This is a genomic window from Paenibacillus agaridevorans (assembly GCF_003112455.1).
GTDB classification, from domain to species: domain Bacteria; phylum Bacillota; class Bacilli; order Paenibacillales; family Paenibacillaceae; genus Pristimantibacillus; species Pristimantibacillus agaridevorans.
This window is the reverse complement of sequence record NZ_BDQX01000394.1, coordinates 29,534-48,441: the sequence shown is the minus strand read 5'-3', so window position 1 is coordinate 48,441 and position 18,908 is coordinate 29,534. Positions and strand designations below refer to the sequence as shown.

Genomic DNA, 18,908 nt, shown 5'->3' with positions numbered 1-18,908 from the left:
GGACAGCCGCTTGCTGCCTATACGAGAAGTGGCAGGCGGGCGGCTTCCGAGGTTTCTTTTTGGAATAGAGGAGGCCCTGGCCATGAATCTGAAGGCGAAGACGAACACCATCAGCTGGTCCTTTGTAGCCATCGCGATCGTCATGATCTGCTTGTTTTATTTTTACCCGATGATCCAGGCGCTTATCATGTCCTTCCAGTCGGGTACGGGGACGAACCTGGACTTCGTCGGGATCGACAACTATAAGCGGCTGCTGTCGGATTCTACATTTATCACGGCGCTAAAGAATACGTTTATTTACTTGATTATTCAGGTTCCGATCATGATCCTGCTTGCCATGTTCATCTCGGTGCTTCTGAACGACAAAAACTTGAAGCTCAAAGGTTTCTTCCGTACGGCGATTTTCCTTCCGGCGGTTACGTCGCTGGTTGCTTATTCGGTTATTTTTAAATACCTGTTCGGGCCTGACGGCCTTATCAACACGATGTTGATCAAGCTGCATATCGTGAATGCTCCTATCGAATGGATCACGGATCCCTTCTGGGCCAAAATTACGATCATAATCGCCATTACCTGGCGTTGGACAGGGTACAACATGATCTTCTATCTGTCGGCCCTGCAAAATATCGATAGCTCCATCTACGAAGCCGCGCGCATTGACGGCGCATCGGCATTCAGGCAGTTCCGCAGCATTACGGTTCCGCTGCTCAAGCCGATCATTCTGTTCACGTCCATTACGTCGACGATAGGTACGCTGCAATTGTTCGACGAGGTCATGAACATTACGAAGGGCGGACCGGGCAATGCGACGATGACGCTGTCCCAGTATATCTATAACCTGTCCTTCAAATATACGCCGGACTTCGGCTACGCGGCGACCGTATCGTACGCGATCGTTATACTTATCGTGATCTTCTCGGTTCTACAGTTCAAATTGGCAGGTGATAAGAATGCATAAAGTGAAAAGAGCACTGATGTACGTCTTTCTCAGCCTGGCAGCGGTTATCTCGATTTTCCCGTTCTTGTGGATGATCGTCAGCGCCACCAACAAATCCATCGACGTCACGCAAGGCAGACTGCTTCCCGGCGCGGAGCTGTTCGAGAACCTTCGCAAAGTGTTCGACACGGTCGACTTGGTGCCGGCGCTGCTTAATTCCGCCCAAATTTCCATCACGACGACGATTCTCGCCATGTTGATCGCCTCCCTGGCGGGTTACGGCTTCGAAATTTACCGGAGCAAAGCGAAGGATATCGTGTTCAGCATTCTGCTTCTGTCCATGATGATTCCGTTCGCCGCGTTGATGGTGCCTCTGTACCGGATGTTCGGCAGCATCTCGCGGACGATGCCTTTTATCGGGATCGATACGATCTCTTCGGTTATTCTGCCGACGGTGACAACGGCGTTCCTGATCTTCTTCTTTCGCCAGAGCACGAAGATGTTTCCGAGGGATATGCTGGAAGCGGGCCGCATCGACGGACTTAGCGAGCTTGGCGTCTTCTTCCGCATCTACGTGCCGACGATGAAGACGACTTATGCCGCAGCGGCTATTATTACGTTTATGTCGAGCTGGAACAATTACTTGTGGCCGCTCGTTGTGTTACAATCGCCAGAGAAACGTACCGTTCCGCTGCTTATCTCGAATCTGGGCTCGAGCTATTCGCCGGATTACGGAGTTATTATGACTGTCATTCTGATCGCGACATTGCCTACCGCCATCGTGTTCTTTCTGATGCAGAAGCATTTCGTGGCGGGCATGACGGGTTCGGTGAAGTAACAGAAGGGTGAAGGGGGAAACCACATGACTACAACTTCGCAATTTAATGATAAAAATGCAACGTTAACAGCCAATCCAACTCTGGATTGGCTGGAGGACGTTGGCGTATTCGCGGTAAATCGACTGCCCGCGCATTCCGACCATGCCTATTACGGCTCGGTGGCTGAGGCTCGAAGCCGGGTGCCGATGGAGATGCGCCATTCTTTGAACGGCTCCTGGAAGTTCCATTATTCGCCGAACCCGGCAAGCCGGCCTGCGGGCTTTTTCAGCGAGGCATTTGGCACGTCAAGCTGGGGCGATATCCAGGTGCCGGGTCACATTCAGACGCAGGGTTACGGCCAAATGCAATATGTGAATACGATGTATCCGTGGGACGGACATGAGGTGCTTAGACCTCCGTTTATCTCCAAGGAAGACAATCCCGTCGGCAGCTACGTAAAGCTGTTCGATCTTCCTGCCGATATGGCCGGCAAACCGGTTTGCATCTCGTTCCAGGGCGTAGAGACCGCATTCTACGTCTGGCTGAACGGCAAGTTCGTCGGCTATTCGGAGGACAGCTTTACGCCGTCCGAGTTCGACCTGACGCCTTACGTTCGCGAAGGGGAGAACAAGCTGGCGGTGGAAGTGTTCCAGCGCAGCACGGGAAGCTGGCTGGAGGATCAGGACTTCTGGAGGTTCTCCGGCATTTTCCGCGACGTATATCTCTACACGGTGCCTTCCATCCATGTCTACGATCTCGACGTGCGAGCGGAGCTGGACGAAAGCCTGACGCAAGGTTCGCTGCGCGCGTCGCTGACGTTTCGCGAGACGCCGCCAGCGGGCTCGAAGGCGGTCGTCAAACTGTATGACGCCGAGGGCAATGAGGTTGCTTACGCAGCGACGGCACTGGGCGAAGGTTTGAACGCCGTACTGGAGACGAAGGTTGGCAATCCGGAGTTGTGGAGCGCCGAGAAGCCCTACCTGTATGAGCTTATCGTGGAGGTTTTGGACGCAAACGGCGCTTTGGTCGAAGCGATTCCGAACCGCGTCGGCTTCCGCCGCTTCGAGATGAAGAACAAGATCATGACGCTTAACGGTCAGCGGATCGTCTTTAAGGGCGTAAACCGCCACGAGTTCAACCCGCGTACCGGGCGCGCTATTTCCAAGGAAGATATGTTATGGGATATTCGGACGATCAAACGGAACAACATGAACGCCGTCCGGACCTCGCATTACCCTAACCAGAGCTACTGGTACGAGCTATGCGACGAATACGGCGTTTACGTCATCGACGAGATGAACCTGGAGACGCACGGCTCCTGGCAGAAGATGGGCGCCGTCGAGCCATCCTGGAACATTCCGGGCAGCCGGCCGGAGTGGCAGGATATCGTCATGGACCGCGCCATCTCGATGTACGAGCGGGACAAAAACCATCCGTCCATCCTGATCTGGTCGCTGGGCAACGAATCGTACGTTGGCGACGTGTTGGTAAACGTGTCGCGTTACTTCCGCTCGGTAGACAGCGGACGTCTCGTCCACTACGAAGGCGTGTTCTACGACCGTGCCTTTACGGAAGCGAGCGACATGGAAAGCCGGATGTACGCGAAGCCGGCCGACATCCAAAAGTATCTCGATCAAAATCCCGACAAACCTTACATCAGCTGCGAATATATGCACGCCATGGGCAACTCGCTGGGCGGCATGAGCCTGTACACCGATCTGGAGCGGAAGTACCCGATGTACCAGGGCGGCTTCATCTGGGATTACATCGACCAATCCGTATATAAGAAGGACCGTTACGGCAAGGAATTTCTGGCTTACGGCGGCGACTTCGGCGATCGTCCGACGGACTACGGCTTCTGCACGAACGGTATTGTGTACGCGGACCGCAAGGAATCGCCGAAGATGCAGGAGGTCAAATTCCTTTATCAGAACATCAAGCTGATGCCGGACCGCGAAGGCGTTGCGATCCGCAACGAAAATCTGTTCGCGGATACGTCGGAGCTTGATTTGGTCTTTGTATTGTCGGCCGACGGCAGAGAGCTGGCCAGCCGCGTCGAGCAGATTAACGTGGCTGCCGGCGGCGAAGCTTACGTTCCGTTCGAATTCGCCGAAGGCGCGCTGACGCTTGTACCTGGCGAATACGCGGTGGACGCTTCCTTCCGCCTGAAGGAAGACGCGCTGTGGGCAGAGGCCGGCCATGAGGTCGCTTTCGGTCAGCATGTGTTCCGCGTGGAGAGCGCGGCGGTCAGCGAAGTCGGCGCGATGGACATCTTCGGGGGTAGCGCCGGCGATGCTTGGGGCCTTGGCGGCAGCGCATCAGGAGTAAATGACGGAGTAGGAGCGAAGGATGCCGCAGAAAATGTAAGCATTGGCACGGCATGGGGGCTCGGCGGCGGCATGGACGGCTTAACCGGGATTTCCGGGGAGGCTGGCGCCGGAGCTTCCGGCGGCCTGATCTTCGTCGGCGGAGCGGCAGACATATGCGGTCCGGACGGCTGCGCGCTTCCAGGTGGAACGACTGGCATTGGCGCAGTCCCAGGTGGAACGACTGGCATCGGCGCAATCCCAGGGACAGCGGCAGCGAAGCTCGCGGTCGTGCATGGCGATGTCAACATCGGCGTGAAGGGACGAGACTTCAGCGCGATTTTCTCGAAGCAGGCGATGAGCCTGATCTCGCTCAATTATGCGGGACGCGAGATGATAGCGACTCCGCCGACCCCGCTCTTCTGGAGGGCGACGACGGACAATGACAGAGGATTTTCCCAAGGCTTCGACGCGGGCGTCTGGTACGCCGCCAGTCTGGCTCGCAAGTGCGTCGGAATCGACGTAGAAGAGGATGGCGAGGACGGTTCGATCACGATCGCTTACCGGTTCCGCTTCTCAGTCAGCGATGAGCTTGAGACGCGTATGGCCTATACGGTTCGGCCGGATGGCAGCATCCGGGTACAGGCTGATTACAGCGGCGCGGCGGGTCTGCCGAAGCTGCCGATCTTCGCGGTATCCTTCAAGGTGTCGGCGGATTACGATCAGCTGAAGTGGCTGGCGCTGGGACCGGAGGAGAACTATGCCGATCGGGCCCAAGGCGCGCGCCTATGCTCTTTCGAAGGCACGGCAGCCGGCAACGTGTCCGGCTACGTGATGCCGCAGGAATCCGGCAACCGGACCGGCGTGCGCCGTCTGGACGTCACGGACGTCCTGGGACGCGGCATTCGGATCGCCGCGGACGGAGCGCCCGTGGAATGCGGCGTATCGCCTTACACGGCGTTCGAGTTGGAGAACGCGCAGCATGTCTACGAGCTGCCGCAGGCGCATTACACCGTCATCACCGTCGCGGGGTGGCAAATGGGCGTCGGAGGCGACGACAGCTGGGGCGCTCCGGTCCACGAGCCGTATACGATTCCGTCTGACGCGCCAATGTCCTTCTCGTTCGTGATCGAGCGGGTATAGTCGCGCAGAAGCGGCGGGTTTGCAATAGCAAGACGCGAAGAAGACTTCAACACCACGACTTTGTGGGTTGGAGTCTTCTTTTGACGTGGAAAGCATATAGCCACACACCGCTCACCGCCCACCGCCCACTACACATCACATACCACATACCACATACCATTCATCGCCCACCGTTCACCCCATCGAAAAATAAAGGGAAAAGATCCCATTAATCGGGACAAATCGGGCTATCCACTTGTTATAGGGGGAAAACATCCCTTTAATCGAAGCGATTCAGCCCAAATTCAGCGATCTGGACTGGATTAGAGGGAGGATTTCCCACTAAAGTACAGGCAAGGGCGGAAAGTGGGCCATTAGAGGGCGTTTTTCCTCTTATTCGAGAAGGGTGATTGAAAGAGACATAAGCGCCGCTCTTTTAAGATAGGACTCCACAATTACCTAGAGTAACAGGATAGAGTTACTACCCATTAAAGCTCAAGCGACCAACTTGTGATCTTAACTTCAAAATTTAACTGCTTCAGCTGCAGGCCGAAGTTTTTTAAGAGAAATATGCAAGTGCTACAGAATCAGCACACATACTTCAGTTAGATTAAATCTACCTTTACCTTGGCAAACCAGCCACCGAGTTCCGCAAGTTGCACGACATCTCCATGACCGTTACGCAAATAATAATAGCGCTCGTTAACGGACGTTCCGCGTTTATGCAGCAGCCGATCATTCGTTGCGGCGGTGCTAGATCATACATATTTATTTAAACCATTAATGCTATGGGCGTTAATGTTGCATATCGCATCAATTGTATATTGAGCTCGGACCCTATGTTGGACTAAGAATAAAGGTGTTCGAACACAACATTCGTTTTGGAAAGGAGGGGAGAGATTACCGCATGCATGCTTTGAGAGCAACAAGATCATGGGCGAGATTCAAACGAAATATTCCTTTGTTAGCGATGTTTATCCCGGTAGTAGCTTTTTATTTGATTTTTAGATACGCTCCAATGTTCGGGTATATTATAGCTTTCAAGCAGTATACGTTCGCCAATGGGGTGTTTGGAAGTCCATGGGTCGGATTGAAGTGGTTTGAATTGATCGTTAACGACCCGTTTACTTTAAAGATCATCTGGAACACCTTTTTTCTGAGTTTGCTCAATATCGTCGTCGGATTTCCTTTCCCGATCTTGATTGCATTAATGCTTAATGAAGTGAGGAACATGCTGTTCAAGAAATCGGTGCAGACGCTTGTGTACTTGCCTCACTTCTTCTCCTGGGTCATCATCGGAGGAATCTTCATCACTTTATTTTCTCAGGAATCCGGAATCGTGAACAAAATCATCACTTTGTTCCGAGACGAACCGGTGCCGTTCTTATACCAGGCCAATACGTGGATTTCCATCTATGTAGGCTCGGGAATTTGGAAGGAAGCCGGTTTCAGCGCCATTATTTATCTCGCTGCATTAACGTCGATCGATCCTACGCTGTACGAAGCGGCAAGCGTAGACGGCGCCGGCAAGTTCAGAAAGATCTGGCATATTACGCTGCCGGGAATTCGGCCTACGATCTTCTTGCTGTTAATTCTGTCCATGGGAAATATCATGGAAGTCGGCTTCGATCATGTTTATGTCTTGCAAAACAATGTGGTGTACAGCTCTTCGGAAGTTCTTAGCACTTATATTTACAAGATCGGATTGCTCGGAGCGCAATTCAGCCGAAGTACGGCGCTTGGATTGTTTGAAGCTCTGGTTGGTTTTATCCTGGTTGTGACGGCCAACCGAGTAGCCCGGCGTTTCAATCAAAGCTTATGGTAAGGAGGGTGGACGGTTGAAACCGACCAAGGGCGAACAACTATTTTATTTCCTGAACGAAAGTATATTGCTGCTGGCTGCGCTAAGCTGTTTATTCCCTCTCCTGCATGTTATCGCGCTTGCGTTTAGCGATTTCGATGCGGTGATGTCCGGACTTGTTACCCTCTGGCCCAGAGGGTGGTCGACGGAAGCCTTTCGATTGCTGCTGGAAGGCGGACGGGTGCCAAGGGCGTTGCTCAATAATGTAATCATTACCGTGGTAGGTCTTGTGTTAAGCTTGGTGTTTACGACTGCGGCGGCGTATCCATTAGCCCGGAAAAGATTTTATGCCCGCCGTTTCTTTACGCTTGCGTTTGTATTTACAATGCTGTTTAATGGAGGACTCATTCCTACTTACCTGGTCGTCAATTCGCTAGACTTGCTGAACAGCTATTGGGCGTTATGGCTGCCTGGCCTGATCAGCACATTTAATATGTTGATCATCCGAACGTTTTTCCTGAGTTTGCCGGATGAATTATTCGATTCGGCCGAAATCGACGGATGCGGAGAACTCAGAACCTTGTTTCATATCGTGTTGCCGCTTTCCATACCGGTATTTGCGACGATTGCGCTGTTTTACGGCGTCGGTTATTGGAACAATTTCGTCTCCGTGTTGATTTATATCAACAAAACGGAAATGCAAAATCTGACGCTGCTCGTACAACAGATGATCCAGAGCCAATCCATATTGGAAGGGCTTAATAACGCGCCTGATGCGGGTCAAACTCCAATGACGCCGGAATCGATAAGGGCAGCCGGCATCCTTGTGCTAGTGGCTCCAATGCTGGTCGTGTATCCCTTCTTGCAAAAGTATTTCGTAAAAGGCGTCATGATCGGATCCATTAAAGGCTAATAAATCTCAGAAAGATGGCGAGGGGAAAATTCTATGTGGATGTTCAAAAAGACAAATACCATAACGGTCCTTTTATCAGCGATGGTGGTTCTTGCCGCCTGCTCCGGCAACGGCAACGGGAATACAGGGAAGGAAACAAATAACGGCGGGCAGGAACGGACAAATACGCCGGGCGAAACCCCCGCGAAACGGGGATCGATCACGGTATCGATGTATGACCGGGGCAATGTGCCGGCTGAAGCCGGAACGGCGGAGAAAAACAGCTGGACGGATTGGGTGGTGGAGAACGGACCGGCGGATGTGAAGTTTATAACGGTCCCCCGGTGGGAAAGCACCGATAAATTCAATGTATTGCTGGCCTCGGGAGACGCGCCTGACTTGATACAAGAATATGCAACCGGTTTCCGAGATTCCTTGTACAGAACCGGACAACTTATTCCGCTTGACGAACTTATCGAAGAACATTCAACGAGCTATAAGGAACTGTTGGAGACCTATCCGGTGCTGCGAAAAGCAGGAACAAAGCCGGACGGGAAACTGTATGAGATCGGGAAATTGTCGCCGATGCTGCCGGACGAAGTGATGTTCGTCCGCAAGGATTGGCTGGATAAGCTGAATCTTAAGGTTCCGACAACGGATCAAGAGCTATTGGAAGTGATGAGGGCATTTGCCTCTCAAGATCCCGACCAAAACGGCAAAAAGGATACGTATGGGATTGCCAATGCCCAAGGACGAGGCTTGTATGTGATGTTCCAAGACGTGGAATGGATCGTTCAAGACGGTCAATTAGTGAAGGATTGGGAACGCAAACAAGCCGCTTTGGATTATCATAAGAAAATATATGAAGAAGGTTTGATCGACAAGGATTACTTAACGGATAAGAACCGCGAGCAGCAACGGCAATTTTTTCTTCAAGGACGCGCAGGCGTGTATACGGGCAGAATCGGAAACATGGGCGACTTCAATCTGTATGAAACGTTCAGGAAAAACAATCCGGATGCCGAGTTGATCGTCATCCCGTGGCCGGAAACGAAATATGGGAATTTCATATCATATTTTCAAAATCCGGTTCAAATGACGGCTGTGGTCAACTCGACTGCCAAAGATCCGGCTTCCGTGATCAAGTACGTTGATTTTATGACGCAGGCAAAGACGGGCGAAACGTTATTGTATGGTTTTGAAGGGACGCATTGGGAAAAAAGCACGACCGGTTGCCCCAAAATTTTGGATGATGAATTGTATAAAAATGAAGTATCCTGGTCGGTCGATTTCCAAATGATGTTTTCCAAAACATTGCTTGGCGATTGCGCTACGCTTGAAGGGCAGCTGAATCCCGAAGTTCCGATGCAGAAAGATTTCCTGGACTTGTACCACCAAGCCGAGGAATCCTTCAACGGGAGAGATATTCCGTGGTTGACCCATCCGGAGCATATGCCGACGCTTCCCGACGATTTGCAAATCATAACCAGCACGATTAATCCGACAATGGAAGAGATCAGCACAAAAGCCATTATTACGAAATCCTATAGCGCGGAACAAGCCATCCAGGACATGAAAAAAGTCTGGGATAGCGGGGGTGGGAAGAAATTGGAAGAATGGTATGCGAACTGGTACGCTGAAAATAGCAGCAATGCCATATTAGCCAAGGATTTGATTGAATTTACCGAATCCTTAAAATAACGGAGTGGGCATGGAGCGCCGCCGGACATATGGGAGGGGAACTATGAGAAAGCCCAAGTTTTCTCGTCGCCTGGCATTCGTAATATTACCTTTTTTTTATATCGTGGTGGCGCTCCTTAGTTCTATTTTTATCATCATGCTTATGGATACGCATCGTACTTATTCCGATCAAGCGAATTACAAATTCGCGCAGACGAGCGCGCAGACGATGGATAGCTGGCTGAATTTAATCGAGCAGCAAGTCATTATGGAATTGAATCGGAATGAGAAATTCCAGAGGTTTCTGTACGAAACGGAAAGCGAGACGGAAGCTTTTCAATTTCTGAAAACGCAGCTGTCCCAAACGTTTAATAAGGTCGTTCAGTTTAATCACCTGATCGACTCTATTTATGTGTACCGCGACATCGATCAAACGGTGCTAAGCTCAAGGAGTTTTCGACAGCTTGGGGAATTTGGCGACAAGGAGTTTGTTTCCAGGCTAGCTTCCGAGGCGCTGACGGAGCAGTGGTCTTCCGTACGGACCTATAACGAATATCATCCTCTGCTCGAATACAAAGTGGAGGGCCAAAATGTCAGGGTCATCTCTTATGTGCGCAAAGTCCCGCTGTTTATGAGCAAGAATGGCCTGTTAGTGATTAATATTAACGTGAACAGGCTTGAAACCCTGTTGCGTGAAAATGCTGGCGATTCTGTCGGATATGTTCGTATGGTGGACTCGGAAGGCAATATCATTGCGGCGACAACAAATATTCCCGAAGAGGCGAAAGCAGTCTCGGAAGTCCATTCCTCCGTTTCCGGGTACTTCTACGAATCCGGATGGACGAGCAAGGATATCTCGGAAGAGGTTTTTTCCTTCTTGAATCTCTGGATCGCTGCCGGTACTGTAGGCGTGATTGCGATTACGGTAGGCATGCTGTGGTTATTGCGGCGGTTTGCTCATCCAATTGACTCCTTAATTAATCGGCTGACAAGCAAAAGACAATTCAATCGCCTCGATTTCGAGTATTTGGATAATTTAATGGATGAACTTATCCATCAGGCAAGCGAATATCATTTTGCTTCCAACCAATATCACGATATCACACGCAAACAATGGTTTCGTGAGGTATTGAACGGGGAACGTACGATTTCCAGGGAAGACTGGGAGATGCACGCTTACGAGGAAGGAATGGCACAAGAGTGGACGGCGTCGCGAGTATTGGTATTTGAAATCGATCATTACAAAGACTTCCAGGAGAAATACACGCCTAACGATCAATCTCTGTTTAAGTTTGCGATCGAACAGGTAGTCAAGGAGATGGTCGGCGAGGACGGCATTCGCATATGGACGACTTGGTTATCATCGGAGCAACTTACGGTAATCGCGCATGGCGAGCCGCACGATCAGGCCCAACGCATCAAGCAATGGGTTAAGGTGCATCTGCCGTTGACCATGTCGATCGGAATCAGCGGAGTAGTGGAAGAACCGTGCCAAATCGCCGAATCTCGAGAGGAAGCGTTGGAATTATTGTCTTATAAGGCAACGCAAGGGATCGATCGGATTTATACGGCAATCCCGAATTCCGAAAGATCTCAATTAGAAATTCTGAATGTCATCGAAATGACGGCTCAGGCAGCCTACACTCTTCGTATGGGAACCGACGATTGGCGGGAACAGATGATTCAAGTATTCGATACGATCGAACTGTCCGTCACCTCGCGGAGCAGATTACTCACGCTGTTTCAATATATGAATTTTTGTTTGTCCAAAGTCATCAAGGAGGGACCGGAGAGTTACCGGGACACCTTCGATAAGAGCATAGAACCGCAACTGATCAATCTGCTGGACCGATTCGAAACGGTACATGAATATCGGGATGGCTGGCTGACGGCGGTAAACGCACTGGCCGACGAACTGGAGCAGCTTCGAGCAGGCAATCACAAATATGAGGTGTTCAAGCAGATCGAGCAATATATGAAGCAATGTTTCCACGACCCGGATCTTTCATTAGCGAAGATTTCGGAACACTTCTGCCTTAGCAACAGCCATATGAGCCGATTAATCAAAGAAGCGACCGGCGTCAATTGGACGGATTACGTAACGGAGCTGCGGGTCCGGCATGCCAAAATACTGCTGTCCACAACAAACAAGTCGATTCAAGAAATAGGAGTAGAATGCGGATATCTTCATCAGGTGTCTTTCGGGCGAGTGTTTAAAAAACAGGTGGGTTTTGCGCCGGGAGATTACCGGAAGCAAGCGGTTCTCAAGAAAGAGACTGCTGTATGAGAAACAAACGAAGGCCAAACATACAAGGGATTGGAGTAGTCGCGGCAGCGGAGCCATTGATTGGATAGAAAGTGCAAAACCAAGGAGTCAGGCGGCTTGCCGCTTGGCTCCTTGGTTTTTTCGAACGGTCGGAGCAGCTTCCAGCTGCTTGCGATTCATCCCCCAATAGCGGTATTGTATATCTACTTATAGAAAAAGCCATTCGGAGGAGGACGTCGCATGAGCGAGCGCATCTATTCGTTTCCGCCCCTGATCGACGATCGGGCACGGGTATTGATATCCGGCACGGCGCCAAGCGTGAAGTCGTTGGAGCACGGACAATTTTACGGACATCCGCAAAATTTTTTCTGGCGCGTCGTGTACGCGTTATTCGGCGAACCGCAAACAGAGCAGTCTGCCGCAACGCCGGCTTCTGAGCTTCTTTATCCTTCGCCTGACGCCGACTATGGCAAACGATTGGATTTCCTGCAGGCGAACAGTCTGGCCCTATGGGACGTAATTAATTCCTGCGAGCGGGAAGGGAGCCTGGACGTGAACATTAAGGGAGAGCTGCCCAATGATTTTCCAGGTTTGCTGGAGCATTATCCGGGTATCGTCTGCATCGCGTTTAATGGAAGCAAGGCTTTCGACACGTTCCGCAAATATTACGGCAAGGACGGCGGCGCTCTTCCGCGCAAGGTGGCGCTCCTCAAGATGCCGTCCACGAGTCCCATTCCGACCAAGCATATGAGGAATCTCCATGACCGGGTCGAAGCATGGAAGACGATTTTGCCCTATGCGCAAGGGCATCTCCCAGCAGGAGAACGTTGAAATTACGGCACTTCCTGTATATAGTAGTAACATGACATTTCAATGAACGCGGGAGTTAGAGAATCTATGGAAGCAAGCGGCAAGGCCCTGCTGACGCTGGAGAGCGTACAGGATGGGGAACGGGTGCAGGAGATTTACCACGGAGAGTGGTTCCGCAAGGCGAGATCGCTATATATTCGATATACCGAAGCGGACGGGGAGATCCGCACGCTGATTCGTTATTCGCGGGGGGAGCTCGCGCTGACCCGCAGCGGGGCAGTAAAGATGGAGCAGACCTTCGTGGACGGTCAGCGACGACGAGGGAGCTATCGGTCCGCGATGACGGCATTCGAGCTGGAGACGGATACGACGAAGCTGTCGATTCAAGGCGGCGGTGCAGAGCACGATGGGCAGGGACTTCCTGCCTTGCTGCCGTTCACGCTGGAGTGGAAATACCGCTTGCTGGTGGAAGAGCGATTATCGGGACGGTTCCATATCCGTCTTTGTATACAGGAGGAGCATGAATAATGAGCAACAGTGTCAATGTACTTGAGGTTATGTATGAGCAGGTCAGAAAGGCGATCGCCGATGCGGCCGTAGCGGCGGGACTGGCGGAGCGGGAGCAATTGCCGGCTTTCGTGCTGGAGGTACCGAAGGACAAGACCCATGGGGATTTGGCGACGAATGCGGCCATGCAGCTGACGAAGCTCGCGAAGCGCAATCCGCGTCAGATCGCGGAAGCGATTATCGAGCATTTGGATGCAAAAAGCGCTTCGATCCAGTCGGCGGAGATTGCAGGTCCGGGCTTCATTAACTTCCGTATGGACAAAAGTTATCTATACCCCGTTGTTCGGAGCGCGCTGGAAGCGGGCGAGCGTTACGGCCGCGTAAACGAAGGCGCGGGTCAGCGCGTGCAAGTCGAATTCGTGAGCGCGAACCCGACAGGCAGCCTGCATCTGGGCCATGCCCGCGGAGCGGCCGTCGGCGATGCGCTGTGCAACGTGCTGGATTTCGCCGGCTACGACGTCACGCGCGAATATTACATTAACGATGCCGGCAAACAAGTCGAGAACCTGGCCGTATCGCTAGAGGCAAGATACCGTCAGGCGCTCGGACAAGAAGCGGAGATGCCGGAAGACGGCTATTACGGCGAAGACATTATCGGCTTCGCCAAGGGGCTTGCAGAGCAAGAGGGCGACCGTCTGTTGGGACTATCCGACAAGGAACGTTTCTCGTACTTCCGCAACTTCGGGCTTGAGAAGGAGCTCGACAAGATCAAGCGCGATCTCGGCCGGTTCCGGGTCGGCTTCGACGTCTGGTACAGCGAGACCTCGCTGTATGAGAACGGGCTTGTCGAACAAGGGCTGGAGGCGCTAAAGGCATCCGGACACGTTTACGAGGAAGAAGGAGCAACCTGGCTAAACACGGTGCCGTTCGGCGACGACAAGAACCGCGTGCTCGTGAAGAACGACGGCTCTTACACCTACCTTACGCCAGACATCGCGTACCACCGCGACAAGTACGGCCGAGGCTTCGATCGCATGATCAATATTTGGGGCGCGGACCATCACGGCTACATTCCTCGCGTGAAGGCGGCGATGGAAGCGTTGGGCAACGACCCGGCGAAGCTGACCGTGCTGATCGCGCAGATGGTCAGCCTGTTCCAGAACGGCGAGAAGATGAAGATGTCCAAGCGTACCGGCAAAGCCGTCACCATGGAAGATCTGATGGACGAAGTAGGCGTAGACGCGATCCGTTACTTCTTTACGATGAGAAGCATGGATTCCCATCTGGACTTCGATATGGATCTGGCGATTTCGACATCCAACGAGAATCCGGTATTTTATGTGCAATATGCCCATGCGCGCATCTGCAGCATCTTCCGCCAAGCCGAGGAGCAGGGCATCGATATCGCGGGTATAGCGGGCGTCGCGCTGGATAAGCTGAACAGCGAAGCGGAATTCGATTTGATCCGCAAGATCGGCGAGCTGCCGCAAGAGATTGCGGAAGCGGCCGCAGGTTACGCGCCGCATCGCTTGATCCGCTATGTGTACGAACTGGCAGCCGAATTCCATAGCTACTATCGCGCGGAACGCGTCATTACGGACGACGCGGAGCAAACGCAGGCGCGTCTGGCCTTGTTAGGCGCTGTCCGCCTCGCGATCGCCAATGTGCTTCGCCTGGTCGGCGTATCGGCGCCTGAGCGGATGTAGGCCTGGCAACTGCCGTTTTGAATCCAAAAGGGGCTGTCCGAGAAGTGAACTTTTAAGGGAGCCCCCGTTGTCTTTATGGCTCGAAAACTGGCCTGCACCTGGCAAAATGGCTATCCAATAAATCAGCGAAAGCGGAATGCCGGATGCCCCGTTTTGGTTAAATGGTAAAAGTGGCAGGCATCCACCTCGCCGCTTTCCCGAAAAAGCAGGTTCGCAAAAAAAGTTGGCCGGAAGACATTTTCCGCTCAACTTTTTATTTTGAGGACATATTGGACAAGCCTCCTTTTATTAATTAGCTTAATTAATAAATTATGGACAGTAACTTTATTTTATGATATATTTTGACCAATTTCATAACTTGAAAGTGGGAACGCCAATATGAGAGCCAAAGGAGTAAACCAGAAGCAGATCAAGACGACCAACCAAAGTTTGATCATTAACGAAATCCGGGCCGCGGGCAGCTTGTCCAGATCGGACCTGGCGAAGAAGCTGATGCTGAGCGCGCCGAGCATATCCGCCAACATCGACGATCTGATTTCGCGCAACGTCATTTTGGAGAAAGGAGCGGGTACGTCGGCGCGGGGACGGAAGCCGATTAACCTGGTCTTTAATTATAATTACAGCTACGTCGTTGCGGTGGATATGGTGAGCAGCAGCTCGCGCATTGCTTTATCCGATCTGAGCGGGACGAACGTTCTTGACTATGCGCACGTCGAGGATACGTGGCAAATCACGCCGGAAGCGGCCGACCGCATTATGGATGCGATCGGCGAATTGCTGAGCAAGCATGATATCCCCGAGGAGAAGCTGCATTGCATCTGCCTCGGCTCGCCGGGCATCATCGACCCGGATACGGGCGCCATCGTTTTTGCCCCGCGGATCATCGACCTGCCGGGCACGGCGCTGCGGGATCGGTTCGCCGGCCGCTTCCGCTCCGACGTCATCGTCAAGAACGATTTGAACTGCTCGGCCGTTGGCGAGCAGTTGTTTGGCGCAGGCGTCGATTACAGCAATTTTATCAATATTCAGCTGGATCTCGGTTCAGGGGCCGGACTTATTCTCAATAATCAATTATATGAGGGCAGTCGCGGGTCCGCGGGAGAAATCGGCTTGTGGATCATGGACAACAAACCTGTGGTGGAGGGGCAAGGGGTTTCCCTCGTCAATGTCGCGGACTATCATATCTCCGTATTCGGCTTGCTCTGCAAGGTCAAGGAGCGGTATCCCGATGTGCTCGCTTCGATGGGAGAAGGAGACATAGACCTGCATCGGATCGCGGATTACGCGAAGCTGATGTTTGCCGCGGCGCGGGCGGGCGACGAACGCGTCCTTGCCATTATTCGCGAGGGCGTTGCCAAGCTGGGCTGCGTACTCCGCAATATCTGCCTGCTGCTCGATCTGGAAGCCGTCATCATCGGCGGCCTGATGCTGGAGCTGGACAAGCTGTATCTGGAGCCGCTTGAGGAAATCATGTCCGCGCATATCTCGACCCAGGTACGCATCGTCCCTTCGACGCTTGGCGACAAGACGGTATTGTTCGGGGCGATCGGCGAAGCCATCAACAAGATATTGGACAATATCGTCAATAACGGGGATTGATGCAAAGCAAAGCAGAGGCACGCATGATGCGCCCTCTGCTTTTGCCAACCCATCTAGAAGCCTGCCGGCAGCGCGTACAACTTGCCTTCTCCAGGCGCGAAGGAAGCGGATATAACGCCTGTCGCGGCATTGTAGGAGGTGCCTATCTCCAGACCGGTCGACTTGGATACCTCGGTTACGGAGGCCGGCTTTCCTGGCAAGGTAAAGGAAAGCGTGCGGCTGTTCGCTTCGTCGCGGTTGACGACCATGACATATTTGCGGCCCGAGCCGTTCGTGAAGGAGCCGATGACCGACGGCAGCGCGGTGGACGGCTGCCAGAAGAAGCCGGATGGCACGGCGCTGGTCGTCGCGGGCAAGGCTCCCGAATGATAGACAGCTTGCGATTGCAGACCTAACAAGGTAGGACCTAGCTTCAGCACTTCCGCATTCAGCGTCGTCGCGTAGCCATACGTGTCATTCGTTGTGCCGTCGGGCAGAATCAGCCCGTTATGGAACGGTTCTCCGCTGGATTCGATGCCCGGCGTCCGGTACGTGAAATAAATGTATCCTTTGGCTCCATAGGCAAGGTTCGTATAGATTTGATATCGCATGTCGTTCTGCGACGGCTTGCGCAGGTGCCCTGTAATGCCGACCGACTGGATATAGCTCCAGAAATCCAGGTCGGCCAGCAGCGATTGCCTGCGAATCGTTTCCAGATTGTCGTAATAGTTCGCGGTCAGCGTTCCGTCCGCTTTGAACGGATAATGGTCGAAGGCCATGACGTCGGGCTGCTGAAGCGTCCAGCGATAAACGTAATCCTCGTAGGTGCCGCCCTGAATGTTCTGATTGACGACAAACCAGAAGTCGGAATCGATCGGCGTCCCGTTGAAATAACCGGTCCCGGTGCCGTCCTTGACCAGCTTGAGCCCGTCCTCGGTACGGATGACCCAGCCGATGGATCCGTCGCCCCCGCCGTTATGGGTCAACTCCCAGTAGTAGGAGGCGTTGGGGCTTACCGTTGCGTTCAGCGTAAATACCGGCCAGTTGTTGGTCGCTCCGGTCAATGTCGACTGGGCGACGAGGGAGGTTTTGGACGGTGAATTCCAAAGCCGAAGTGTAAGCGCTTCACCGCTTCCCCATTGCAGGCGATCCACCCAAAGCTGTATCGTATCGATGGCGGTTTGGCCGGCGGAGGTCGTAAAGGATTGTCCCAGCACGCTTGTCGGGCGCGAGAACTCTCCGGAGATGGCATTGACTTTGAGCAGCGCGTCCGTCGCCTGGTTCGGGAACAGGTTGACGAAAGCCATCCGTCCCGGGTCGATGGCGCGAATGCGCTCGCGGACGGCGGCAACGCGATTGAATAGAGTCGCGCCCGGCTCATCGTAGAGATGGTAGCCGAGGAGGCCGGATTTGGTTTTGTAATAATTGGCTACAAGGTCGACGTCGGCGTTATTCGGGCTGTTCCGGTCGTTGTAGGCCTGCTGCGAGAAGGAGATGTAGAACAAGAGATCGGTGCCGGATACCGCAGTCCCGTTGTCGTAAAACATGCCGTTTCCGTACGGATTGCCGGAATTGGCGGTCACCCAGCCGACGGGACTGGCGCTGTTGCTGGTCAGCTCCATGTAATACGTCGTATTGGCCGCGATCGGGATGCCGAACCCGAAGCCATGGTCGTAGACCGTCTGCGGGCCGCCGACGGAAGCGGAGCCGAGCAAGGTCGCACGGGCTGGAGAATCGTAGATGCGCATCGTCAGCGTCGTCCCGGATCCCCAGAAGACCGGGTCGATCTTCAATTGGGCATAAGACAGGTACCAGCCCGATCCCGCGGGCGTCCGGAAGGTTTGGCCGAGGCGGTTCGTATTGCTGACGTAGTACCCGGTGTCATAGGCCGGCTGCTGAACCATCTCCGTCCGCCAGTGGAAGCGGTAATCGTCGACGAGCATCTTGAGACCCAGGCTGTCCGCAAGCGACAACGCGGCATCGTTGGCTTCCGGCGTGTTGATGACGGCGGCGCCGACGATCAGATTGGCGTTCATGTCTTTGATTTGCTGATACTTGGCAAGCGTCGTCTCCGCCGGGGAAGGCGGGTAGAAGATGCCGATCGGAAACTCCGTTCCCGATGCCGCGGCTTGCGGGGGAGCGCTGCCCCATAACGTGCCGGCCAGCAAAGTCATCGTCATTAAGCAGGCTGTCATTTTTGCGAGCTTTTGCTTCACTACAATTCCTCCTGTCCGTAACTTGGATGGTCTTTCGTGATTAAGTGTACAGCATGGGATGCCCGTTCGTATTTGCATGGAATCATACAGTTTTACCGGCCGCGAATCGAAGCGGAATCGCAATTTTCAATAAACACAGTTGCACATAATTCGCTTTATGGGAGGCGATGCAATGCGTATCCATTCTTTTGGCCAAGGGGAAGCGCGGGGACAATCGGCGGTACGGCTTGGAACAAAGGAGGCGGAAGACAAGGAGGTTATTTATATTA

General features: G+C 53.1%; 12 protein-coding genes. 11 read left to right on the top strand and 1 reads right to left on the bottom strand.

What is annotated here, in order from left to right; all coding sequences use genetic code 11:
• Nucleotides 1-82 precede the first annotated feature (82 nt).
• From PAT3040_RS30410 to PAT3040_RS30355, 11 genes are all read left to right on the top strand, one after another.
• A complete protein-coding gene (locus PAT3040_RS30410; RefSeq protein WP_108995624.1) occupies nt 83-958 on the top strand; it encodes a carbohydrate ABC transporter permease in 876 nt (291 codons plus the stop codon).
• On the top strand, nt 951-1,775 hold the full coding sequence (locus PAT3040_RS30405; RefSeq protein WP_087571698.1) for a carbohydrate ABC transporter permease: 825 nt from the start codon (nt 951-953) through the stop codon (nt 1,773-1,775). Before PAT3040_RS30410 ends, PAT3040_RS30405 begins: the two co-directional genes overlap by 8 nt.
• 24 nt (nt 1,776-1,799) lie before the next feature.
• Complete coding sequence (gene lacZ, locus PAT3040_RS39170) at nt 1,800-5,204, top strand: beta-galactosidase, LacZ type (protein ID WP_258235238.1); 3,405 nt, start codon at nt 1,800-1,802, stop codon at nt 5,202-5,204.
• Nucleotides 5,205-6,090: 886 nt separating this feature from the next.
• Complete coding sequence (locus PAT3040_RS30390) at nt 6,091-7,008, top strand: ABC transporter permease (RefSeq protein ID WP_108995623.1); 918 nt, start codon at nt 6,091-6,093, stop codon at nt 7,006-7,008.
• Nucleotides 7,009-7,021: 13 nt separating this feature from the next.
• Entirely contained in the window at nt 7,022-7,897 is an 876-nt protein-coding gene (locus PAT3040_RS30385; RefSeq protein ID WP_108995622.1) for a carbohydrate ABC transporter permease, read from the top strand.
• 33 nt (nt 7,898-7,930) lie between these two features.
• Entirely contained in the window at nt 7,931-9,577 is a 1,647-nt protein-coding gene (locus PAT3040_RS30380) for an extracellular solute-binding protein (protein WP_108995621.1), read from the top strand.
• Between the two features lie 43 nt (nt 9,578-9,620).
• Nucleotides 9,621-11,843 carry a helix-turn-helix domain-containing protein gene (locus tag PAT3040_RS30375; protein ID WP_181376938.1) on the top strand — a complete coding sequence of 741 codons (2,223 nt, stop codon included), beginning with the start codon at nt 9,621-9,623 and terminating at the stop codon, nt 11,841-11,843.
• Nucleotides 11,844-12,062: 219 nt separating this feature from the next.
• Nucleotides 12,063-12,653 carry a DNA-deoxyinosine glycosylase gene (locus tag PAT3040_RS30370; protein ID WP_108995619.1) on the top strand — a complete coding sequence of 197 codons (591 nt, stop codon included), beginning with the start codon at nt 12,063-12,065 and terminating at the stop codon, nt 12,651-12,653.
• Nucleotides 12,654-12,719: 66 nt separating this feature from the next.
• Nucleotides 12,720-13,160, top strand: a complete 441-nt coding sequence (locus PAT3040_RS30365) for a YwiB family protein (RefSeq protein WP_179215900.1) — start codon at nt 12,720-12,722, stop codon at nt 13,158-13,160.
• On the top strand, nt 13,160-14,845 hold the full coding sequence (gene argS, locus PAT3040_RS30360; protein WP_108995618.1) for an arginine--tRNA ligase: 1,686 nt from the start codon (nt 13,160-13,162) through the stop codon (nt 14,843-14,845). The genes PAT3040_RS30365 and argS overlap by 1 nt, the downstream gene beginning before the upstream one ends.
• A 378-nt stretch (nt 14,846-15,223) precedes the next feature.
• Nucleotides 15,224-16,444, top strand: coding sequence for an ROK family transcriptional regulator (locus PAT3040_RS30355; protein ID WP_087571703.1), 1,221 nt, complete (start codon nt 15,224-15,226; stop codon nt 16,442-16,444).
• Between the two features lie 53 nt (nt 16,445-16,497).
• On the opposite strand, the gene PAT3040_RS30350 is transcribed toward PAT3040_RS30355, so the two are convergent.
• Nucleotides 16,498-18,639: a hypothetical protein gene (locus PAT3040_RS30350; RefSeq protein ID WP_108995617.1), complete on the bottom strand. Its 2,142-nt coding sequence runs from the start codon at nt 18,637-18,639 to the stop codon at nt 16,498-16,500.
• Nucleotides 18,640-18,908: the final 269 nt, after the last annotated feature.